This is a genomic window from Streptomyces sp. NPDC058257, from assembly GCF_042881845.1.
Taxonomy (GTDB): domain Bacteria; phylum Actinomycetota; class Actinomycetes; order Streptomycetales; family Streptomycetaceae; genus Streptomyces.
Genome location: NZ_JBHVXJ010000004.1, coordinates 369,932 through 391,028, shown reverse-complemented (window position 1 = coordinate 391,028; position 21,097 = coordinate 369,932). Strand labels below are relative to the sequence as shown.

18 protein-coding genes are annotated in these 21,097 nt (G+C 71.3%); 13 read left to right on the top strand and 5 right to left on the bottom strand.

What is annotated here, in order from left to right:
• The first annotated feature begins 113 nt into the window (after window positions 1-113).
• The 9 genes from ACFVXC_RS14175 (at window position 114) to ACFVXC_RS14135 (ending at window position 12,912) form a co-directional block, all read left to right on the top strand.
• On the top strand, window positions 114-2,984 hold the full coding sequence (locus ACFVXC_RS14175) for an FAD-binding and (Fe-S)-binding domain-containing protein (protein ID WP_389905071.1): 2,871 nt from the start codon (window positions 114-116) through the stop codon (window positions 2,982-2,984).
• 178 nt (window positions 2,985-3,162) lie between these two features.
• Window positions 3,163-4,146 (top strand): DMT family transporter, encoded by a 984-nt coding sequence (locus ACFVXC_RS14170; protein WP_389905069.1) that lies wholly within the window; start codon window positions 3,163-3,165, stop codon window positions 4,144-4,146.
• A 114-nt stretch (window positions 4,147-4,260) separates the two neighbouring features.
• The gene (locus ACFVXC_RS14165) at window positions 4,261-5,055 is read left to right on the top strand and encodes a TIGR03084 family metal-binding protein (protein WP_389905067.1); all 795 of its coding nucleotides are present in this window, start codon (window positions 4,261-4,263) and stop codon (window positions 5,053-5,055) included.
• Complete coding sequence (locus ACFVXC_RS14160; protein WP_389905066.1) at window positions 5,052-6,794, top strand: acyclic terpene utilization AtuA family protein; 1,743 nt, start codon at window positions 5,052-5,054, stop codon at window positions 6,792-6,794. Before ACFVXC_RS14165 ends, ACFVXC_RS14160 begins: the two co-directional genes overlap by 4 nt.
• Window positions 6,791-8,392 carry an acyl-CoA carboxylase subunit beta gene (locus ACFVXC_RS14155; protein ID WP_389905063.1) on the top strand — a complete coding sequence of 534 codons (1,602 nt, stop codon included), beginning with the start codon at window positions 6,791-6,793 and terminating at the stop codon, window positions 8,390-8,392. The genes ACFVXC_RS14160 and ACFVXC_RS14155 overlap by 4 nt, the downstream gene beginning before the upstream one ends.
• A gap of 11 nt (window positions 8,393-8,403) precedes the next feature.
• Window positions 8,404-10,326 carry a biotin carboxylase N-terminal domain-containing protein gene (locus ACFVXC_RS14150; RefSeq protein WP_389905061.1) on the top strand — a complete coding sequence of 641 codons (1,923 nt, stop codon included), beginning with the start codon at window positions 8,404-8,406 and terminating at the stop codon, window positions 10,324-10,326.
• Window positions 10,323-11,489: an acyl-CoA dehydrogenase family protein gene (locus tag ACFVXC_RS14145; RefSeq protein WP_389905060.1), complete on the top strand. Its 1,167-nt coding sequence runs from the start codon at window positions 10,323-10,325 to the stop codon at window positions 11,487-11,489. The genes ACFVXC_RS14150 and ACFVXC_RS14145 overlap by 4 nt, the downstream gene beginning before the upstream one ends.
• A gap of 80 nt (window positions 11,490-11,569) precedes the next feature.
• Window positions 11,570-12,304: an enoyl-CoA hydratase family protein gene (locus ACFVXC_RS14140; RefSeq protein ID WP_389905058.1), complete on the top strand. Its 735-nt coding sequence runs from the start codon at window positions 11,570-11,572 to the stop codon at window positions 12,302-12,304.
• Window positions 12,292-12,912 carry a TetR/AcrR family transcriptional regulator gene (locus ACFVXC_RS14135; RefSeq protein ID WP_389905056.1) on the top strand — a complete coding sequence of 207 codons (621 nt, stop codon included), beginning with the start codon at window positions 12,292-12,294 and terminating at the stop codon, window positions 12,910-12,912. Before ACFVXC_RS14140 ends, ACFVXC_RS14135 begins: the two co-directional genes overlap by 13 nt.
• A gap of 18 nt (window positions 12,913-12,930) precedes the next feature.
• Here ACFVXC_RS14135 and ACFVXC_RS14130 read toward each other — a convergent pair whose 3' ends face one another.
• Window positions 12,931-13,665, bottom strand: coding sequence for a helix-turn-helix domain-containing protein (locus ACFVXC_RS14130; RefSeq protein ID WP_389905054.1), 735 nt, complete (start codon window positions 13,663-13,665; stop codon window positions 12,931-12,933).
• A 259-nt stretch (window positions 13,666-13,924) separates the two neighbouring features.
• On the opposite strand from ACFVXC_RS14130, the gene ACFVXC_RS14125 reads away from it, so the two are divergent.
• From ACFVXC_RS14125 to ACFVXC_RS14115, 3 genes are all read left to right on the top strand, one after another.
• A complete protein-coding gene (locus ACFVXC_RS14125; RefSeq protein ID WP_389905052.1) occupies window positions 13,925-14,593 on the top strand; it encodes a DUF4097 family beta strand repeat-containing protein in 669 nt (222 codons plus the stop codon).
• A gap of 97 nt (window positions 14,594-14,690) precedes the next feature.
• Window positions 14,691-15,665, top strand: a complete 975-nt coding sequence (locus ACFVXC_RS14120) for an ATP-binding cassette domain-containing protein (protein ID WP_389905050.1) — start codon at window positions 14,691-14,693, stop codon at window positions 15,663-15,665.
• A complete protein-coding gene (locus ACFVXC_RS14115; RefSeq protein ID WP_389905049.1) occupies window positions 15,662-16,447 on the top strand; it encodes an ABC transporter permease in 786 nt (261 codons plus the stop codon). Before ACFVXC_RS14120 ends, ACFVXC_RS14115 begins: the two co-directional genes overlap by 4 nt.
• Here ACFVXC_RS14115 and ACFVXC_RS14110 read toward each other — a convergent pair.
• A complete protein-coding gene (locus ACFVXC_RS14110; RefSeq protein WP_389905046.1) occupies window positions 16,405-16,557 on the bottom strand; it encodes a hypothetical protein in 153 nt (50 codons plus the stop codon). The two genes, ACFVXC_RS14115 and ACFVXC_RS14110, sit on opposite strands and share 43 nt — an antisense overlap.
• Window positions 16,558-16,573: 16 nt before the next feature.
• Complete coding sequence (locus tag ACFVXC_RS14105; RefSeq protein ID WP_389905044.1) at window positions 16,574-17,674, bottom strand: citrate synthase 2; 1,101 nt, start codon at window positions 17,672-17,674, stop codon at window positions 16,574-16,576.
• A 298-nt stretch (window positions 17,675-17,972) separates the two neighbouring features.
• Here ACFVXC_RS14105 and pdxH point away from each other — a divergent pair, with 298 nt between their 5' ends.
• Window positions 17,973-18,725, top strand: coding sequence for a pyridoxamine 5'-phosphate oxidase (gene pdxH, locus ACFVXC_RS14100; RefSeq protein ID WP_389905308.1), 753 nt, complete (start codon window positions 17,973-17,975; stop codon window positions 18,723-18,725).
• Window positions 18,726-18,738: 13 nt separating this feature from the next.
• On the opposite strand, the gene ACFVXC_RS14095 is transcribed toward pdxH, so the two are convergent.
• Both ACFVXC_RS14095 and ACFVXC_RS14090 read right to left on the bottom strand, forming a co-directional pair.
• Entirely contained in the window at window positions 18,739-19,602 is an 864-nt protein-coding gene (locus ACFVXC_RS14095) for an alpha/beta fold hydrolase (protein ID WP_389905042.1), read from the bottom strand.
• A 700-nt stretch (window positions 19,603-20,302) separates the two neighbouring features.
• On the bottom strand, window positions 20,303-20,995 hold the full coding sequence (locus ACFVXC_RS14090; RefSeq protein WP_389905039.1) for a metal-dependent transcriptional regulator: 693 nt from the start codon (window positions 20,993-20,995) through the stop codon (window positions 20,303-20,305).
• Window positions 20,996-21,097 lie beyond the last annotated feature (102 nt).

The following is a 21,097-nucleotide window of genomic DNA, read 5'->3' as shown; positions in this document are numbered from 1 at the left end:
TGAGATCGTACTGCTCCACAGAGCGGACACCCCGAGGCTCCGGCCCGGGAGGCGCGAGCCTTGGCCCCGGATCGGGCCCTTCACGGATGCATCCTGAGGGCATGGATATGGGCATGAGTGATCTCGGAGGCGTAGGCGAAGGCGTAGGCGAAGGCGTAGGCGTAGGCGAAGACGTAGCGAAGGAACTGCGGGCGGCCGTGCGGGGGGAGGTGGACTTCTCCGTCACCGCGCGGGCCCTGAACACCATGGACGCGTCCAACTACCGTCGCGTGCCACTCGGCGTCCTCGCCCCGCGCGACGCGGACGACGTGGCCGCGGCGCTCGCCGTGTGCCGGGAGCGCGGGGTGCCCGTCGTCGCCCGCGGTGCCGGTACGTCCATCGCCGGGCAGGCGACCGGTACGGGGCTCGTCCTCGACTTCACGCGGCACATGAACCGGATCGTGTCGCTCGACGCGGAGTCGCGGACCGCGGTCGTCCAGCCGGGGGTGATCTGCGACGACCTGCGGGGCGCGGCGTCCGCGCACGGCCTGACCTTCGGCCCCGACCCGTCCACCCACAACCGCTGCACCCTGGGCGGAATGATCGGCAACAACTCCTGCGGATCGCACTCGGTCGCCTGGGGGACGACCGCCGACAACGTCTCGTCCCTCTCGGTGGTGAGCGGCGGGGGCGCTCGGCTCGCGCTCGGCCGGGGCTGGTCCGGCGCGCCCGACGGCCTGCGCGCGTTGGTGGACGGCGATCTCGAACTCCTGCGCACCGGATTCCCCGAGCTCCCGCGCCGTATCTCCGGCTACGCCCTGGACGCCCTGCTCCCCGAGCGGGGCGTGGATCTGGCCCGCGCGTTCTGCGGTTCGGAAGGCACCCTCGGCGTGCTGACGGAGGCGGTCGTACGCCTCGTCGACGCGCCACGCGCGCGTGCCCTGGCGGTACTCGGATACGCCGACGAGAGCGCGGCGGCGGAGGCCGCGGCGGGCCTGCTGCCGTACGGGCCGCTGACGGTGGAGGGGATGGCCGCCGATCTCGTACGGGGAGCGAGCGGGCTGCCCAAGGGCGGCGCCTGGCTGTTCGTGGAGACGGGCGGGGAGAGCGGGGGCGAGGCACGCGCGCGTGCCGACGCGATCGTCAAGGGGGCCGCCTCCGGGGGCGTCGTGGACTCGGTGGTGGTGACCGACCCGGCGGGGCAGCGCGCCCTGTGGCGGGTCCGTGAGGACGCCAGCGGGACGGCGACGCGGATGCCGGACGGCAGCGAGGCGTGGCCGGGCTGGGAGGACTGCGCCGTGCCGCCCGCCCGGCTCGGGGCGTATCTGCGGGACTTCCGTGGGCTGCTCACCGAACACGGCCTGCGCGGAACTCCGTACGGGCACTTCGGGGACGGCTGCATCCACGTACGCATCGACTTCGACCTGATGAGCGCGGAGGGCGTGCGGCGCTTCCGGCGGTTCTCGGAGGATCTGGCGGAGGTCGTGGTCGCGCACGGGGGTTCGCTGTCGGGGGAGCACGGGGACGGGCAGGCACGGGCGGAGTTGCTTCCGAAGATGTACGGGGCCGAGCTCGTGGGGCTCTTCGAGCGGGTGAAGGGGGTGTGGGACCCGGCGGATCTGCTGAACCCGGGGATGCTGGTGCGTCCCGCGCCGCTGGACTCGAACCTCCGTTTCGCCCCGCTGCCGCGTGAACCGGTGGACGTGGCCTTCGGCTACACCCATGACGGCGGGGACTTCTCCGCGGCGGTACGGCGGTGTGTGGGAGTCGCCAAGTGCCGCACCGCATCGGCTGGTTCGGGCGGCGGGGTGATGTGCCCCTCCTTCCGGGCGACGGGCGAGGAGGAGCACTCCACGCGGGGCCGGGCCCGGATGCTGCACGAGATGCTCGCGGGGGAAGTGGTGACGGACGGGTGGCGCTCGGAGGAGGTGCGGGACGCGCTCGACCTCTGCCTGTCCTGCAAGGGATGCCGGTCGGACTGCCCGGTGGGCGTGGACATGGCCACGTACAAGGCGGAGTTCCTGCACCACCACTACGAGGGACGCAGGCGGCCCGCGGCGCACTACGCGATGGGCTGGCTGCCGCTGTGGCTGCGCCTCGCGGACCGGACGCGTACGGCGGGGGTGGCCAACGCGCTCGCCCGGGTGGGGGTCCTCGCGTCGCTGGCGAAACGGGCGGGCGGGATCGCGCAGGAGAGGGAGATCCCGCGGTTGGCGGGGGAGTCCTTCCGGCGGTGGTTCCGGGGGCGGAGCGCTCCGGAGGGTCTGGCGGGTCCGGCGGTCGTGGTGTGGCCCGACACGTTCACGGATCACCTCTCACCGGCGGTGGGGCGGGCCGCGGTGCGGGTCCTGGAGGCCGCGGGGCTGCGTCCCGTGGTGCCGCCGGGGGACGTGTGCTGCGGCCTCACGTACGTCTCCACCGGCCAGCTGGACAGGGCTCGCACGGTGATGCGGCGCACGCTGGAGCGGATGGGGCCGCTGCTCGAATCGGAGGCGCTCCTGGTGGTCCTCGAACCGAGCTGCGCGGCGGCGCTCAAGACGGACCTGGTGGAGCTCGTCGGGGAGGACCCGCGGGCGGCCGAACTGGCGGGACGAGTACGGACGTTCGCGCAGGCCCTGGAGGAACTTGCCCCGGACTGGGCGCCGCCGCGGGTCGGCCGGGCGGTGGTGGGCCAGACCCACTGTCATCAGCACGCGGTCCTGGGCGACGGGGCCGAGCGCCGGCTGCGGGAGAAGGCGGGCCTGGAGGGCGAGCTGAGCGGCGGGTGCTGCGGGCTCGCGGGGAACTTCGGCTTCGAGGCGGGGCACTACGAGGTGTCGGTGGCGTGCGCGGAGGAGCAGCTGCTCCCGTCGGTGCGGGCGGCCACGGAGAGGGCCACGGCCACGGAGACGGAGGGCGCCCCGCTGATCCTCGCGGACGGCTTCTCCTGCCGAACCCAGCTGGAACAGCTGGGGCAAGGCGCACACGGACACCACCTGGCGGAGATCCTGGCTCGGTTCCTCTGATGGGATTGCAGCGAAGTCCCACGACACGCCGACGTGAGGGTGGCGTGGGCGGGACTTTCCTGCGATCGGCACCTGTCAGCAGCGAAAGGGGTCCATAAGCCTGACGTGGTCTACTAGCGTGGACGGGGTGGTCCAGGTGAGTGGACTGGGTGAGGGTCGAGGAGCGGAGAGGGTTGCTGTGGACGCGTCTAGGAGTGGCCAGGAGGCGGCGGCCGGTGGGCGGTGGGGCGCCCTCGGGCTCGTGCTCGCGGGCGGAGTCTCCGTCCAGTTCGGCGGAGCCATCGCCGTGAGCGTGATGCCCAAGGCGGGAGCCCTCGGCATCGTGACCCTGCGGCTCGCCTTCGCCGCTCTGGTGCTGATGATCGTCTGCAGGCCGAAGGTGCGGGGGCACTCGCGCGCCGACTGGGGGACGGTCGTCGCCTTTGGTGTGGCCATGGCCGGGATGAACGGCCTCTTCTATCAGTCCGTCGCTCGGATTCCCATGGGGCCCGCCGTGACGCTGGAGGTGCTCGGGCCGCTCGCCCTCTCCGTCTTCGCCTCGCGTCGCGCCCTGAATCTCGTCTGGGCCGGGCTCGCCCTCTGCGGCGTCTTCCTGCTGGGGGGCGGGGGCGGATTCAGTGGCCTCGACCCTGTGGGTGTCGCCTACGCCCTTGGCGCCGGTGCCATGTGGGCCACGTACATCGTCTTCAGCGCCCGTACGGGGCGTCGCTTCCCGCAGGCCGACGGGCTCGCCCTCGCGATGGTCGTCGCGGCGCTCCTCTTCCTGCCGCTCAGCCTCATCGAGTCGGGGGACAAGCTCGTCAGGCCCGAGGTGCTCGGGCTCGGTGCGGCGGTCGCCGTGATGTCCTCCGTGCTGCCGTACACGCTCGAACTGATCGCTCTGCGCAGGCTGCCCGCCTCCACCTTCGCGATCATGATGAGTCTGGAACCGGCCATCGCCGCCGTCGCCGGGTTCCTCGTGCTGAATCAGGCCCTCTCCGTGAACGAGGCGCTGGCCATTTCGCTGGTCATCGCCGCCAGCATCGGCGCCGTCCGGACCCAGATCGGGCGCGGTCCGGCCCGCAGGTCCGGGGACGTCGTCGCGTCGGGGGCCACCCCGGATGCCGTGCTGGCTCCGGCGGAGACCGTCGAGGAGCCGGTGCCGGAGGCGTCCGGAAAGTAATGCAAGCACGCTTGCTTGTTTCTCCGGGCGCTGCCATGCTCCGGGGCACTTCCCCAAGCTCTCAACTTCGTTCGAGCAGGGGGGACCCCGTTCGTGACCCGAGGGGAGCGCTCCGTGCCCGAAGCTGTGCCCGTACTCGACGATCTGCGCCGTGAGAGCGAGGAACTCGACCAGCTGGTAGGGGAAGTCAGTGGTGAGCGCTGGGCGCTGCCCACCCCCGCCGAAGGCTGGACCGTCGCTCATCAGATCGCCCATCTCGCCTGGACCGACCGCGCGGCGCTGACCGCCGTCACCGATGGTGACGCCTTCGGGCGGCTCGTCGAAGAAGCCCTCGCGGCTCCCGATTCGTTTGTCGACGACGGGGCCGACGAGGGGGCCGGGCTGCCGCCCGCCGAGTTGCTCTCGCGGTGGCGCGCCGGGCGTGACGACCTGCTGAAGGCCCTGACGGCCGCCCCGCGCGGCACCCGGTTTCCCTGGTACGGGCCGCCCATGTCCGCCACCTCCATGGCGACCGCCCGCCTGATGGAGACCTGGGCCCACGGCCAGGACGTCGCCGACGCGCTTGGCCGCGTGCGGGTGCCGACGGACCGGCTGCGGCACGTGGCCCATATCGGGGTGCGGGCCCGGGACTTCGCCTTCGGGGTACGGGGGCTGAGCGCGCCGGGTGACGCTTTTCGCGTCGAGTTGCGGATGCCGTCCGGTGAGTTGTGGGTCAGTGGGCCCGAGGACGCCGGGCAGTGGGTGACCGGGCCCGCGCTCGACTTCTGTCTCCTCGTCACGCAGCGCGCTCATCGGGACGATCTCGCCTTGCGCGCGGAGGGTGCTGACGCCGAGCGGTGGCTCGACATCGCCCAGGCCTTCGCGGGGCCGCCGGGGCCCGGCCGCCCCGCCAAGGAGGGCGGCCTGTGACCGGGCCGCTGCGGATCGGCAACGCCTCCGGGTTCTACGGCGACCGCTTCGACGCCATGCGCGACATGCTCACCGGCGGCCCCCTCGACGTCCTCACCGGCGACTACCTCGCCGAGCTGACCATGCTGATCCTCGGGCGCGACCGGCTGGGGGACCCCACGCGCGGGTACGCGAAGACCTTCCTGCGGCAGCTGGAGGAGTGCCTGGGGCTCGCCCAGGAGCGGGGCGTCAAGATCGTCGCCAATGCCGGTGGGCTGAACCCCGGTGGACTGGCCGATGGCGTACGGGAGTTGGCGGATCGCCTCGGGATGGGCGGGGTGCGGGTCGCTCATGTGGAGGGGGACGATCTGGGGCCCCGCTTTCCGGACGCCCTCACCGCCAACGCCTATCTCGGCGGCGCCGGGATCGCCGCCTGCCTGCGTGGCGGGGCCGACATCGTCGTCACCGGGCGCGTGACCGACGCCGCCCTCGTCACCGGGCCCGCCGCCGCGCACTTCGGGTGGGGCGAGACGGACGGCGACCTCGACCGGCTCGCCGGTGCCGTCGTCGCCGGGCACATCCTCGAATGCGGGACGCAGGCCACCGGGGGCAACTACGCCTTCTTCGGCGGGCGCTCGGAGAGTTATGCGCGTCGGCTCGGCTTTCCGGTCGCCGAGATCCATGAGGACGGGTCCTGCGTCATCACCAAGCACGACGGCACGGGTGGGTTCGTCGACGTCGGTACGGTCACCGCCCAGCTGTTGTACGAGACCTCCGGCGCCCGGTACGCAGGGCCCGACGTCACCGCCCGGCTCGACACGGTCACCCTCGACCAGGAGGGGCCCGACCGGGTGCGCGTCTCCGGGGTGCGCGGAGAGGCCCCGCCGCCGGATCTGAAGGTCGGACTCAACCGGCTCGGCGGCTTCCGCAACGAAGTCGTCTTCGTCCTCACCGGGCTTGATGTCGAGGCCAAGGCCGATCTCGTGCGCGCTCAGGTCGAGGACGCCTTCGAGCGGAGCAAGTCCCGTCCCGCGGAGGTGCGTTGGGAGCTCGCCCGCACCGATCGGCCGGACGCCGCGAGCGAGGAGGCCGCATCCGCCCTGTTGCGGCTCGTCGTGCGCGATCCGCGGCAGGAGCCCGTCGGCCGCGCCCTCAGCGGCGCCGCGATCGAACTGGCCCTCGGCAGCTACCCCGGATTCCACGTCACGGCGCCCCCGGGCAGCGGCGCGCCCTACGGAGTCTTCGAGGCCGCGTACGTCGAGCGCGGCACCGTCGATCACCTGGCCGTCCTGCCGGGAGGCGAGCGGCGGTCCATTGAAGCCCGCGGCGGCAGCCTCGTACTCGAAGACCTCGATCAGCCGCCCCTGCCCCCACGCCTCCCTGGCAGCCCCACCCGCCGCGCGCCCCTCGGCCTCGTCGCCGGGGCCCGCAGCGGTGACAAGGGCGGGGACGCGAACGTCGGCGTGTGGGTGCGCACGGACGAGGCCTGGCGGTGGCTCACCCATGAGCTGACCGTCGAACGGTTCCGTGAACTCATCCCGGAGGCCGCCGACTTGACCGTCATACGGCATGTTCTGCCGAATCTGCGGGCGCTGAACTTCGTCGTCGAGGGCATCCTCGGCGCGGGTGTCGCGTCCCAGGCCCGCTTCGATCCGCAGGCCAAGGGCCTCGGCGAGTGGCTGCGCGCCCGCCATCTCGCCATCCCGGCCGCGCTGCTCGAAGCCGCCGGACCCATCGAACCGACGGAGGTACACCCGTGACCGTCCTCGCGTCCGCCCTCGACCCCGCGAGCGCCGAGTACGCCGAGCACCGCGAGGCCATGCTCGCCAAGCTCACCGAGCTCGACGCCGAGCAGGCCAAGGCCCTTGAGGGCGGCGGCGAGAAGTACGTCGCCCGGCACCGGGGGCGCGGCAAGCTGCTCGCCCGCGAGCGGATCGAGCTGCTCCTCGACCCCGACACGCCCTTCCTCGAACTGTCGCCGCTCGCCGCTTGGGGGAGCGACTATCCCGTCGGCGGATCGATGGTGACCGGCATCGGTGTCGTCGAGGGCGTGGAGTGTCTGATCACCGCCAACGACCCCACCGTGCGCGGCGGGGCCAGCAACCCCTGGACCCTGAAGAAGGCCTTCCGGGCGCACGAGATCGGGCACGCCAACCGGCTGCCGTCCATCCATCTCGTGGAGTCGGGAGGCGCCGATCTCCCGTCCCAGAAGGAGATCTTCATTCCGGGCGGTGCGCTCTTCAAGCACCTCACCCAGTCGTCGGCCGCCGGGATCCCGACCGTCGCCGTCGTCTTCGGCAACTCGACTGCGGGCGGCGCCTACGTCCCCGGCATGAGCGACCACGTGATCATGGTGAAGGAGCGCGCCAAGGTCTTCCTCGGTGGTCCGCCGCTGGTGAAGATGGCCACCGGCGAGGAGAGCGACGACGAGTCGCTCGGCGGTGCCGAGATGCACGCGCGTACCTCCGGCCTCGCGGACTACCTCGCCGAGGACGAGCGGGACGCGCTGAGGCAGGCCCGGCGGGTCGTGAAGCGGCTCAACTGGCGCAAGGCGTACGCCGATCCGACGGCTGTCGTCGAGCCTCCCAAGTACGCCGGGGACGAGCTGCTCGGCATCGTGCCCGGCGATCTCAAGGTGCCCTTCGACCCGCGTGAGGTCATCGCCCGCATCGTCGACGGCTCCGACTTCGACGAGTTCAAGCCGCTGTACGGGTCGAGCCTCACGACGGGGTGGGCCTCGCTCCACGGCTATCCCATCGGCATCCTGGCCAACGCGCAGGGCGTGCTCTTCAGCGAGGAGTCACAGAAGGCCGCCCAGTTCATCCAGCTGGCCAACCAGCGGGACATCCCGCTGCTCTTCCTGCACAACACCACCGGCTACATGGTCGGCAAGGAGTACGAGCAGGGCGGCATCATCAAGCACGGCGCGATGATGATCAACGCCGTCTCGAACTCGCGCGTCCCGCATCTCAGCGTGCTGATGGGGGCCTCGTACGGCGCCGGGCACTACGGCATGTGCGGGCGCGCCTTCGACCCGCGCTTCCTCTTCGCCTGGCCGAGCTCCAAGTCCGCCGTCATGGGGCCGCAGCAGCTTGCGGGGGTCCTGTCGATCGTGGCCCGCGCCTCCGCCTCGGCCAAGGGGCAGCCCTACGACGACGATGCCGACGCCGCTCTGCGCGCCATGGTGGAGCAGCAGATCGAGTCGGAGTCACTGCCGATGTTCCTGTCCGGCCGCCTCTACGACGACGGGGTCATCGACCCCCGCGACACCCGCACGGTCCTCGGCCTGTGCCTGTCCGCGATCCACACCGCCCCCTACGAGGGCGCGCGCGGTGGCTTCGGCGTCTTTCGGATGTGAGGACCCCTCCCATGACCCATTCCATGACCAGTTCCATCAGCACTCTGCTCGTCGCCAACCGAGGCGAGATCGCCGTCCGCGTCTTCCGCACCTGCCGCGACCTTGGCATCGCCACCGTCGCCGTGTACTCCGACGCCGACGCGGACGCCCTGCACGTCCGTGAGGCCGACTTTGCCGTGCGGCTGCCCGGCGCGGCGCCCGCCGACACGTACCTGCGCGGCGATCTCATCGTGAAGGCGGCGCAGGCCGCCGGCGCGGACGCCGTCCACCCCGGCTACGGCTTCCTCTCCGAGAACGCGGACTTCGCGCGCGCCGTCGTCGACGCCGGGCTCGTGTGGATCGGGCCGCCGCCCGAGGCGATCGAGTCCATGGCCTCCAAGACGCGCGCCAAGGAACTCATGGGCATCGCGCCGATGAGCCTCGACGACGTCACCGAGGGCGATCTGCCGGTTCTGGTGAAGGCGGCGGCCGGTGGTGGCGGGCGCGGCATGCGCGTCGTACGGGACTTGAGTTCCCTCAAGGGTGAGTTGGAGGCTGCCCGCGCGGAGGCGGCCAGTGCCTTCGGGGACGGCGAGGTCTTCGTCGAGCCCTATCTGGAGGGCGGCCGGCACGTCGAGGTGCAGATCATGGCCGACGCGTACGGCACCGTCTGGGCGCTCGGGACACGGGACTGCACGCTCCAGCGCAGGCATCAGAAGGTGATCGAGGAGTCCCCGGCGCCGGGTCTCGCCGCCGATCTCGTCGAGGAGCTGCACGCGCAGGCCGTGCGCGCGGCGCGCGTGACCGGGTATCGCGGGGCGGGCACGGTGGAGTTCCTGGTCGCGGGGGGCCGGGCGCACTTCCTGGAGATGAACACCCGGCTTCAAGTCGAACACCCGGTGACCGAGGCCGTGTTCGGGGTCGACCTGGTGGCGTCGCAGATCCAGGTCGCGGAGGGCGTGCGGCTCGCGGAGGATCCGCCACCGGCGCGCGGACACGCCGTCGAGGCCCGCCTCTACGCCGAGGACCCGGCGGCGCGGTGGGCCCCGCAGACCGGCACCCTGCACCGGCTCTCCGTGCCGGGCGTACGGCTCGACACGGGGTACGCCGACGGCGACACGATCGGCGTGCACTACGACCCGATGCTGGCCAAGGCCATCGCGTACGCCCCCACGCGCGCGGGGGCCGTGCGCGCCCTCGCGGGAGCGCTGGAGCGTGCGGTCGTCCACGGACCCGTCACCAACAGGGAGTTGCTCGTACGTTCCCTGCGGCACCCGGAGTTCGTCGAGGCCCGTATGGACACGGGCTTCTACGACCGGCACCTCGCCGAACTCGCGGCCCCCGCGCCGGACCCGCACGCCCCGCTGGCCGCCGCGCTCGCCGACGCGCACGGGCGCTCGCGGTTCGGCGGCTGGCGCAACCTCGCGTCGCAGCCGCAGATCAAGCTCTTCCGGAGCGAGCCGGACGGCGCCGAGCACGAGGTCCGCTACCGGCACACACGCGAGGGCCTGAGCGCGGAAGGGGTGCGGGTGCTCTCCGTGTCCGGGGAGCTCGTCGTGCTCGAAGTCGGCGGTGTGCGAAGGAAGTTCAGGGTCAGCCGGTACGGCGACGAGGGTCGCGTGTACGTCGGCAACACCGCACTCACCGCGCTCCCGACGCTCCCCGAACCCACCACCCGGCAGGAGCCGGGATCCCTGCTCGCCCCGATGCCCGGCACCGTCGTGCGCCTGGCCGAGGGGCTCGCGGAGGGGACGCGGGTCACCGCCGGGCAGCCCCTCATCTGGCTGGAGGCCATGAAGATGGAGCACCGCATATCCGCTCCCGCCTCCGGCACGCTCACCGCCCTGCACGCCGAGCCCGGCCGCCAGGTCGAGGTCGGCGCCCTGCTCGCAGTCGTAGACGTCGCAGATGACGTACAGGTCGCAGATGTCGTACAGGAGGAGCAATCCGTATGAGCACCGTCCTCGAAACCGAAGAGCACCAGGCCCTGCGCGCGGCCGTCGCCGCACTCGGCAAGCGCTACGGGCGCGACTACATCACCCGCGTCGTGCGCGACGAGGGCCACCCCGACGAGCTGTGGGCCGACGCCGCCAAGCTCGGCTACCTGGGCGTGAACCTGCCCGAGGAGTACGGCGGGGGCGGCGGTGGCATAGCCGAACTCTCCATCGTCCTGGAGGAGTTGGGCGCGGCCGGCTGTCCGCTGCTGATGATGGTCGTCTCGCCCGCCATCTGCGGGACCGTCATCGCCCGCTTCGGCACCGAGGAGCAGAAGCGGGCCTGGCTGCCCGGTCTCGCCGACGGCAGCCGCACCATGGCGTTCGGCATCACCGAGCCCGACGCGGGCTCCAACTCCCACCGCATCACGACGACCGCACGCAGGGACGGCGCGAGCGGCGACTGGCTCCTGACCGGCCGCAAGGTGTTCATATCGGGCGTCGACATCGCCGACGCCACACTCATCGTGGGCCGTACGGAGGACGCCAGGACCGGCAGCCTCAAGCCCTGCCTCTTCATCGTGCCGCGCGAGACGGAGGGCTTCCGGCGGCGGCGGATCGAGATGGAGCTCCAGGCGCCGGAGAAGCAGTTCGAGCTGACCCTCGACGACGTGCGGCTGCCCGCCGACGCGCTGGTGGGAGACGAGGACGCGGGGCTGCTCCAGCTCTTCGCCGGACTCAACCCCGAGCGGATCATGACGGCGGCGTTCTCGCTCGGCATGGCGCGCTACGCCCTCTCCCGGGCCGTCGGATACGCCAGGGAACGCAGCGTGTGGAAGAGCCCGATCGGCGCCCACCAGGCGATCGCGCACCCTCTCGCGCAGTCGCACATCGACATCGAACTGGCCCGCCTGATGATGCAGAAGGCCGCCCGGCTCTACGACGAGGGCGACGACACGGGCGCCGGTGAGGCCGCCAACATGGCCAAGCTCGCCGCCGCCGACGCGTGCGTGAAGACCGTCGACCAGTCGGTGCACACGCTGGGCGGCAACGGCCTGACGAAGGAGTTCGGCCTCGCCTCGCTGATCGTGGCGTCGCGGGTGGCGCGGATCGCCCCCGTGAGCCGGGAGATGATCCTCAACTACGTGTCCCACCAGACACTGGGGCTGCCCAAGTCGTACTGATCCCCCCCTCCAAGTCGTGCCGAACCAAACCGCGTTCGGCGGCTTTCAGCTCCTCGGCCGCCTCAACTGCTGGAGATTCCATGGGTCTTGTGTACGCGCCCCCGAAGCGCGGCATCGCCACGCTCACCCTGGACAACCCCGCCAACCGCAACGCGCTCTCGGCGGGGCTCCTCGAAGGGTTCGCGGAGGTGCTCGACGACTGCGGAGAGGACCCCGACGTACGCGCGGTCGTCCTCACGCACACCGGCTCGACGTTCTGCTCCGGCGCCGATCTGCGGGAGCCGCCGGACCCGGCCGTCTTCGTGGCGCTGCTCCGGCGGATCGTGGAGCTGCCGAAGCCGGTGGTGGCGCGGGTGGACGGGCACGTACGGGCGGGCGGGCTCGGTCTGCTCGGCGTCTGCGACATGGCGGGTGCGGGGCCGGGGGCGTCGTTCGCGCTGACGGAGGTACGGATCGGGGTGGCGCCCGCGGTCGTCTCCATGCCGCTGCTCGCCCGGCTCGACCCGGGTGCGGCGTCCCGCTACTTCCTCACCGGGGAACGTCTCGGCGGGGCGGAGGCGGCGCGGATCGGTCTGGTGACGGTGGCCGGTGACGACGTGGACGCGGAGCTCGGGCCCCTCATCGACGGGGTGCGCAAGGCGGCGCCACAAGCCCTGGCCGAGACGAAGAAGCTGCTCACGGCTAGGGTGCTCGACGCATTCGACCACCACACGGACTCCCTCATCGCCCTGTCCGCGCGGCTCTTCGCATCGGCGGAGGCGCGGGAGGGAATGGGGGCTTTCCTCGAACGACGGGAGTGCCCATGGGTGCTGTGACCGCGGCTGATCGTGCCGATCGTGATAGCTCGCCCACGCATCGCTCGCCCAAGCAGGACCGCAGCCGCGCGACGCGTCAGCGGCTCCTGGAGGCGGCGGTGGCGTGCCTCGCCGAGAGCGGCTGGGCGGGGTCCACGGTCTCCGTGGTCGCCGAGCGGGCGGGGGTCTCACGGGGAGCGGCCCAGCACCACTTCCCCACGCGGGAGGACCTCTTCACGGCGGCGGTGGAGTACGTCGCCGAGCAGCGGTCCACCGCGCTGCGGGCGCTCCCGGCGCAGGACCGGGCGTCGGTGGTCGCTGCCCTCGTCGATCTCTACACCGGGACGCTCTTCCGGGCGGCGCTGCACCTGTGGGTGGCGGCGTCCAACGAGCCTCAACTGGGGGACCGGGTGACGGAGCTGGAGGCGCGGGTGGGCCGTGAGACCCACCGGATCGCGGTGCGGCTCCTCGATGCCGACGAGTCGCGGCCGGGGGTGCGGGAGACGGTCCAGGGGCTCCTGGACATGGCGCGTGGCCTCGGCCTCGCCAACCTGCTGACGGATGACGGGGCGCGCAGGGAGCGAGTGGTGGGGCAGTGGGCGAGGCTGGTGGAGGGCGCGCTGGGGTGAAGTCGCCCCAGCGCCTGCTCACTCGTCCGATGTGCGGCTCGCTCCGGGCTTCACGTGGAGGATCTCGCGGGCCTGTTCCGCGGCGCGGGCGGTGGTCTCGCTGACGAAGTCGAGGTAGCGGGCGATGTTCTCCAGGCGGATGGCAGCCGGGGTGTCGGGCCCGAGGATGGCGACGCCCTGCTGTGTGGTCTCGACGATCAGGGTGAGGGCCCGGGCGCTGGCCTTCATCGACTGGTACCAGACGTCGTCGTCGACGACGTAGCGCTCCCGGCGGCGTTCGTCGCGCTCCCGGCGGACCAGGTCCTGACTCTCCAGGAACGCGATCGCCTTGGAGACGGACGCCGGGCTGACCTGGAGATGCCGGACGAGTTCGGCCGCGGTGGCGCTGCCCGTGTCCGATGTGTAGAGGCAGGCGAGGACCCGGGACATCATCTTGGCCAGGCCCGACTGCATGAAGACGGTGGTGAGCGTCTCCTCGTACTCACGTACGGCCTCGGGGTCGCGCCCGTGGACCTGCGGCGGCGTGTCCGCACCCCGGGGCGCGGCCTGCCTGCGCTGGTGGGTGCGGCGTTCGGTCGCGCGGTGGGCCAGGTCCGCGCGGTAGCCGGTGGGGCCGCCGTTGCGCATGACCTCGCGGGTGACCGTCGAGGTGGGGCGGTCGAGACGTCTGGCGATCTCCGCGTAGGCGAGGCCGTCGGCCAGGCCAAGCGCGATCTGCTGACGTTCCTGCTGGGTGAGTCTGCCTCCCGGCATCGCGGTCTCCTCGGCTCTCTGGCTCTCTGGCTCTCTTCAGCTCTCCCTGCGGCCGTCAGCATAGCGTTCACTCTCATTGCATTGCAACGATCAGGTGGCTCGCGTTGCATTACATGCAGAAGCATTGCAACGAAATACTGGCTTTGACCTGCTCTAATGCGGATTCCTCGCAACGAAGCAATTGAGGGAACCGCGAATGCAACGTAGCGTTCACGACATCAGAAAGAGCAGCGAACACCACGGACACAAGGAGCACACCATGCAGAAGTTCGACACCTCCGCCCCGGTCACCGCCGTCCTCGACATCCCCGCCGGGCGGATCCAGTTCATCGCCGCCGACCGCGCCGACACCACGGTCGAGGTCCTGCCCGCCAACGCCTCGAAGAGCGGCGACGTGAAGGCCGCCGAGCAGACCGAGGTCACCTACGCCGACGGCGTCCTGCGGATCCAGGTCCCCCAAGGCAAGAACCGGGTCTTCGGCAACTCCGGTGCTGTCGAGGTCACGGTCCAGCTGCCCGCCGGGTCCCGTGTCGAGGCGAAGTCCGCCGCCGCGGAGTTCCGGGGCGTGGGACGGCTCGGAGACGTCGTCTTCGAGGGCGGCTACGGCTCGGTCAAGCTGGACGAGGCCGCGAGCGCCCGCCTCTCCGGCCACGACGCCACCATCACGGTCGGCCGCCTCACGGGTGACGGCGAGCTCAGCACCCAGCGGGGCGACGTGAACGTCACCGAGGCCACCGGCGGCACGCTCACGCTCAGCACCCAGCAGGGCAACATCACGGCCGTCGCCGCTCGCGGAGTCTCCGCCTCCCTGGACGCCGGTACCAGCTACGGACGGATCGACAACGCGCTGAAGAACAGCGACAGCACGCCCGGCCTCGTCATCAAGGCGACCGTCTCCCAGGGCGACATCACCGCCCGCAGCCTCTGACAGCTCTGACAGCTCTGACGCCTGACGCCTGGCACCTGATGCCTGATGCCTGATGCCTGACGCCTCTCGACCTCGCAGCTTCGAAGGAGCACTCCTCATGACGAACCTGGCCATCGCGGCGCATGGGCTGCGCAAGGCTTACGGCGACAAGACGGTCCTGGACGGCATCGACCTGGCCGTCCCGGAGGGCACGGTCTTCTCCCTGCTCGGCCCGAACGGCGCCGGGAAGACCACCGCCGTGAAGATCCTCTCCACGCTCATCACCGCCGACGCCGGCGAGCTGTACGTCGGCGGCCACGACCGGGCCGCCGACCCCCAGGCGGTGCGCGCCGGGATCGGTGTCACCGGGCAGTTCTCCGCCGTCGACGGCCTGATCACCGGCGAGGAGAACATGCTCCTGATGGCCGACCTGCACCACCTGTCCAAGCAGGAGGGCAGGCGGGTGGCCGCCGAACTCCTGGAGCGTTTCGACCTCACCGAGGCGGCTAAGAAGCCCGCCTCCACCTACTCCGGCGGCATGAAACGCCGCCTCGACATCGCCATGACCCTGGTCGGCGGCCCCCGGATCATCTTCCTCGACGAACCGACCACCGGCCTCGACCCCCGCTCCCGGCACAACATGTGGGGCATCATCCGCGGTCTCGTCTCCGGCGGGGTGACCGTCTTCCTCACCACCCAGTACCTGGAGGAGGCCGACGAACTCGCCGACCGTATCGCGGTGTTGAACAACGGCGCTGTCGCCGCCGAAGGCACCGCGGAAGAACTGAAGCGGCTGATCCCCGGCGGGCACGTCCGCCTCCGCTTCACCGACCCGGACGCCTACCGGCCGGCCGCCGCCGCCCTGTCCGAGGTCACCCGCGACGACGAGGCGCTCACCCTCCAACTCCCCAGCGACGGCAGCCAGCGCGAGCTGCGCTCCATCCTCGACCGGCTGGACTCCGCGGGCATCGAGGCCGACGAGCTCACCGTGCACACCCCCGACCTCGACGACGTGTTCTTCGCCCTCACCGACAGCACCCACGCCCCCGCCCGGGCCGCACAGCCGAACCAGCCCAAGGAGAACGTCCGATGAGCACCCTCTCCCTCTCCGTCCGTGACTCGTCCACGATGCTGCGCCGCAACCTCCTGCACGCCCGGCGCTACCCCTCCCTCACCCTGAACCTGCTGCTGACGCCGGTCATGCTGCTGCTGCTCTTCGTCTATGTCTTCGGCGACGTGATGAGCGCGGGCATCAGCGGCGGCGACCGCTCCGACTACATCGCCTACCTCGTGCCGGGTCTCCTCCTGATGACCATCGGCAGCACCACGATCGGCACCGCGGTGTCCGTCTCCACCGACATGACCGAGGGCATCATCGCCCGCTTCCGCACCATGGCCATCCACCGCGGTTCCGTACTCGTCGGACACGTCGTCGGAAGCGTCCTGCAGTGCATCGCCAGCGTGGTCCTCATGGGGGCCGTCGCCGTGGCGATCGGCTTCCGCTCCACCGACGCCACCGCCCTGGAGTGGCTCGCGGCCCTCGGACTGCTCACGCTCTTCGCCCTGGCGCTCACCTGGATCGCCGTCGGGATGGGCATGGTCAGCCCCAACGCCGAGGCCGCGGGCAACAACGCGATGCCGCTGATCTTCCTCCCGCTCATCTCCAGCGCCTTCGTCCCCATCGACGCGATGCCGGGCTGGTTCCAGCCGATCGCCGAGTACCAGCCCTTCACCCCGGCCATCGAGACCCTGCGCGGCCTGCTCCTCGGCAGCGAGATCGGGAACAACGGCTGGATCGCCATCGCCTGGTGCGTCGGACTCGCGGTGCTCGGCTACTTCTGGTCGGCCTCGAAGTTCAACGGTGACGCGAAGTAGTCGCCGTGACCGCGCGGGCGGCCCTCCCACGACTCGCCCCACACCAAGGCGGCGTACACCGACACCACGTCGGAGTACGCCGCCTCGTTCGTACGCCTACCGCTGTTCACCGCTGTTCACGGCTGCCTACCGCGCGATGTCCCCGAACCCCTCGACCTCCCGGGGGTTCCGCGCCGCGGGGCCCATGTACCGGGCCGACGGACGGACCAGACGCCCCGTCCGCTTCTGCTCAAGAATGTGCGCCGACCAGCCGGCGGTCCGCGCGCACGTGAACATGGACGTGAACATGTGCGCCGGCACCTCGGCGAAGTCCAGGACGATCGCGGCCCAGAACTCGACGTTCGTCGCAAGGATCCGGTCGGGGCGACGGGCGTGCAGCTCGTCCAGGGCAGCCTTCTCCAGCGCCTCCGCCACCTCGAAGCGGGGAGCGCTCAGCTCACGTGCCGTACGGCGCAGGACCCGCGCGCGAGGGTCCTCGGCCCGGTACACCCGGTGGCCGAAGCCCATCAGGCGCTCGCCCTTGTCCAGCGCCTGCTTCACGTATGCGACCGCGTCCCCGGTCCGCTCGATCTCCTCGATCATGCCGAGGACACGGGAGGGCGCCCCGCCGTGCAGGGGCCCGGACATGGCGCCCACCGCGCCCGAGAGCGCCGCGGCCACGTCCGCGCCCGTCGACGCGATGACGCGGGCCGTGAACGTGGAGGCGTTCATGCCGTGCTCGGCGGCCGACGTCCAGTACGCGTCGACGGCCTTGACGTGCTTGGGGTCGGGCTCGCCGCGCCAGCGCTTCATGAAGCGTTCGACGACCGTGTCGGCCTTGTCGATCTCGCGCTGCGGCACCATCGGCAGGCCCTGGCCGCGGGCGGACTGGGCGACGTACGAGAGGGCCATGACGGCGGCGCGTGCGAGGTCGTCGCGGGCCTCCCGCTCGCTGATGTCCAGGAGCGGCTTCAGTCCCCATACGGGGGCGAGCATCGCCAGCGCGGACTGGACGTCGACGCGGATGTCACCGGAGTGCACCGGGATCGGGAACGGCTCGGCGGGCGGCAGACCGGGGTTGAAGGCGCCGTCGACGAGCAGGCCCCAGACGTTGCCGAAGGAGACGTGGCCGACCAGATCCTCGATGTCGACGCCGCGATAGCGAAGCGCGCCGCCTTCCTTATCCGGTTCGGCGATCTCCGTCTCGAACGCGATGACTCCCTCAAGTCCGGGTACGAAGTCGGACATCAGGCGGCTCCTCGTGATGTGTGCGACAGATGGTGGTGACAGACAGCTCGTGACCATGTGTCAGAAGTGGGCATTTCCGGTCCGGTTCCGCGGTACGCCGGTGCGTCGGTGGCTTCCGGTTTTCGACTCGCGGTCCGGGTCGGGTCACCCCGGTGATGCCCCGTGCGGCTGGTGGTCACCCAACCGATACGGAAGGGGCACGATATCCGTTGGTGCCACCCTTGGCGATGGTGCGCGGCACTCAGTGCCACACGTCACCTCCCCGTGGTGCGTGACAGCCCGCCGAGTGCCCCTTCGTATACGGCAAGATGACCGCGTGACCGATCGAGCCGCCGCTTCCGCATCAGACTCATCATCAGCCGCCGGGGCCCCTCCCGGGTCCGACGTCGCCGCCATACGGGCCCAATACGGCGTTGACGGACTCATCCAGGCGGAGCTGCCCGCCACGCCCTTCGAGCTGTTCGCGCTCTGGTTCACACAGGCACTCGCCGCGGCCGACGCGGGCGTGCTCCACGAGCCGAACGCCATGGTCGTCTCGACCGTGGACACCGCGGGACGCCCCAGCTCACGCACGGTCCTGCTGAAGGGCTACGACGAGCGCGGCTTCGTCTTCTTCACCAACTACGAGTCCCGCAAGGCCCGTGAACTGGCCGCGAACCCGAACATCGCGCTGCTCTTCCCGTGGCATCCGATGGCACGCCAGGTCATCGTCACGGGCACGGCGGAGCGCGTCCCCCGCGAGGAGACGGTGGCGTACTTCCGCACCCGCCCGCACGGCTCCCAGCTCGGCGCCTGGGCCAGCGCCCAGTCGTCGGTCATCGCCACACGCGACGAACTCGACCGCGCGTACGCCGATCTGGCGGAGCGCTACCCGGAGGGCGAGCAGGTGCCCGCGCCTTCGCACTGGGGCGGCTTCCGCGTCGAGCCGCGGAGCGTGGAGTTCTGGCAGGGCAGGGCGAACCGCCTGCACGACCGCCTGCGCTACGAACGCGCGGAGCAGGGCACCGGCACGGCAGCCGAGAGCTGGACGGTCGAGCGCCTCAGCCCGTGAGCGGCACCGGGCGCTACCCCGTCAGAACCCCGTCCAGGAATGGCTGGATCGCCTCGCGCCAGGCCTCCGGCTGGTCGTAGTGCACCAGGTGACCGGCGTCGGCCACTTCCGCGTACGCCCCGCGGGGCAGTACGCGGACCATTTCCTGCGCCTCGGCGCGGCCCAGCTCGCCGTCCAGGCCGCGGACGACCAGGGCGGGGCACTGGACCTGGGTCAGATACTCCCAGTGGGCGTCGTACACCCAGGTCTCGCGGGACTTCAGCATCTGGTCGCGGTCGAAGACGGGGCGCCAGCCGTCCGGGCCCTCGGCCATCACCTCGGCGAAGAACTCGCCGCGTGAGGGGTTCGTCCGCTCCACCCACGGATCGTCCTCGCCGAACCACTTCCGTACGTCGGCGAGTGTCGCGAAGGGGACGGGCCAGGCCTTGAACCAGTCCTCCCACTCGCGCTGCGAGGCGGCGCCGAGGGCGGAGGCCCGCATGTCGGTGATGATCAGGGCGCGGACGAGATCGGGGCGCTTCGCGGCGAGCTGCCAGGCGGTGAGCGCGCCCATGGAGTGGCCGATGAGGACGGCGGGGGCGAGGCCGAGCTGGACGAGCGCGGCCTCGGCGTCGGCCACGTAGGCCTCGCGGGTGAAGGGGCCCTCGGGGGGCTTGTCGCTCTGCCCGTGCGCACGCTGGTCGAGTGCGACCGCGCGATGCCGCTCGGAGAGCCAGCGGGCGGTGCCCGCCCAGTGGGACGCACGGCCCATCAGGCCGTGCAGTAAGAGCACGCCTCCGGGTGGACCGTCGGTCTCCCTGGACTTGGGAGGATCGGCGAACTCCCAGGCGGCGAGGCGAACGCCACCCGCGCCTGTCACGTCAATGCGCCGCACCATGGTTCCTGGCACCCCCCTTGAATCCTCTCGGGCTGAACGCCTGGCTGAACGCCTGGTTCTGTCACGCACCCCCGCACGTTATCGAACTCTTTTTCGAAACCGGCCAGATCGCCGACAACACCCCTCGTTCGAGTGACCACCCTCAAGGATTGGCCGCCGCTGCCGAGGGGAGATCTTCATCGGGAGGCGGGCCGCTCGGGGAAAACGGTCCGAAGGGGACGACCCTGGGAGCTCGGGGCTCCGGGTCACCGCAGGGGAGGACAGGCCCCGGCGCTCAAGGGCGCCGGGGCCCTCTGCGTGCTCAGGGCATGCCGAGGCGTACGGCTCGCGTACGCGCTCCCGCTCACCAGATGGGCACATCCTCCTGCCCCCTCCCACAGCCGCGGCGGCCGGTCGCGCGCCGACGCGGCAAGAGCCCTTTGGTCATATGCCTCACGCGACAGCCTGGCACGCAAAACGTCCGGGCGCTGCGATTCCGCACACTGAATCTTGGACCCCATACAATCCTGGGGTCTTCACAACTGCCCAACCGTTACCACTAGTTGACGCTAACCCCCGGTAACGGGAGATGCCGGGAGCCGGATCCCGCCTGAGCCCCACGTCGCGGACGCCACCGCCCGGTCCCGAGGGTCTCGGAGCGGCTCCTGTCGTGACCTCGGCGCGACCTCAGCGCCTGGCGACGAAGACGTGCGACATGACCTCAGCGCTTGGCGACGAAGACGTGCGACGCGACGTCGTTGTCCAGCTCCGCGGCCTCACCGCTGCTGCCCACGAGCACCCCGCCCGCGGACTCCGTCACGCTCACCACGGAGCCGGGCTGCACGCCCGCGCGCCGCAGCGTGTACATCAGCTGGGCGTCCGTCTGGATGGGCTCGCCGATGCGGCGCACCACGACGGTCTTGCCCTCCGCGCCCGGGTCGAGATCGGCCAGGGACACCATGCCCTCGTCGAGGAACGGGTCGGCCCCGTCCTTCTCGCCCAGCTCTTCGAGACCCGGGATCGGGTTGCCGTACGGAGACTCGGTGGGGTGGCGCAGGAGCTCCAGGACGCGGCGCTCCACCGCCTCGCTCATCACGTGTTCCCAGCGACACGCCTCCGCGTGGACCTGCTCCCACTCCAGGCCGATCACGTCGACGAGCAGGCACTCCGCGAGGCGGTGCTTGCGCATCACGCGGGTGGCGAGCCTGCGGCCCTCCTCCGTCAGCTCCAGGTGGCGGTCGCTCGCGACCGCCACCAGACCATCGCGCTCCATGCGCGCGACCGTCTGGCTCACCGTCGGCCCGCTCTGGTCGAGACGCTCGGCGATCCGGGCGCGCATGGGGACCACACCTTCCTCCTCCAGCTCGAGGATGGTGCGCAAATACATCTCAGTGGTGTCAATCAGCCCCGACATGGGTGCCCCTCAGATCTCGCTCGTGCGGCCGGCCCTGCTACCAATTCTGACGCATACCGCTGACAACCGGGTCGCGCCAGGGGAAAACCCGGTCCTGGCGGC

What these genes read in the sequence shown, in the direction of transcription:
- ACFVXC_RS14175 (WP_389905071.1), top strand. Translation starts at nt 114, where the DNA reads ATGAGTGATCTCGGAGGCGTAGGCGAAGGCGTAGGCGAAGGCGTAGGC.
- ACFVXC_RS14150 (WP_389905061.1), top strand. Translation starts at nt 8,404, where the DNA reads ATGACCCATTCCATGACCAGTTCCATCAGCACTCTGCTCGTCGCCAAC.
- ACFVXC_RS14145 (WP_389905060.1), top strand. Translation starts at nt 10,323, where the DNA reads ATGAGCACCGTCCTCGAAACCGAAGAGCACCAGGCCCTGCGCGCGGCC.
- ACFVXC_RS14140 (WP_389905058.1), top strand. Translation starts at nt 11,570, where the DNA reads ATGGGTCTTGTGTACGCGCCCCCGAAGCGCGGCATCGCCACGCTCACC.
- ACFVXC_RS14135 (WP_389905056.1), top strand. Translation starts at nt 12,292, where the DNA reads ATGGGTGCTGTGACCGCGGCTGATCGTGCCGATCGTGATAGCTCGCCC.
- ACFVXC_RS14130 (WP_389905054.1), bottom strand. Translation starts at nt 13,665, where the DNA reads ATGCCGGGAGGCAGACTCACCCAGCAGGAACGTCAGCAGATCGCGCTT.
- ACFVXC_RS14125 (WP_389905052.1), top strand. Translation starts at nt 13,925, where the DNA reads ATGCAGAAGTTCGACACCTCCGCCCCGGTCACCGCCGTCCTCGACATC.
- ACFVXC_RS14120 (WP_389905050.1), top strand. Translation starts at nt 14,691, where the DNA reads ATGACGAACCTGGCCATCGCGGCGCATGGGCTGCGCAAGGCTTACGGC.
- ACFVXC_RS14115 (WP_389905049.1), top strand. Translation starts at nt 15,662, where the DNA reads ATGAGCACCCTCTCCCTCTCCGTCCGTGACTCGTCCACGATGCTGCGC.
- ACFVXC_RS14105 (WP_389905044.1), bottom strand. Translation starts at nt 17,674, where the DNA reads ATGTCCGACTTCGTACCCGGACTTGAGGGAGTCATCGCGTTCGAGACG.
- ACFVXC_RS14095 (WP_389905042.1), bottom strand. Translation starts at nt 19,602, where the DNA reads ATGGTGCGGCGCATTGACGTGACAGGCGCGGGTGGCGTTCGCCTCGCC.
- ACFVXC_RS14090 (WP_389905039.1), bottom strand. Translation starts at nt 20,995, where the DNA reads ATGTCGGGGCTGATTGACACCACTGAGATGTATTTGCGCACCATCCTC.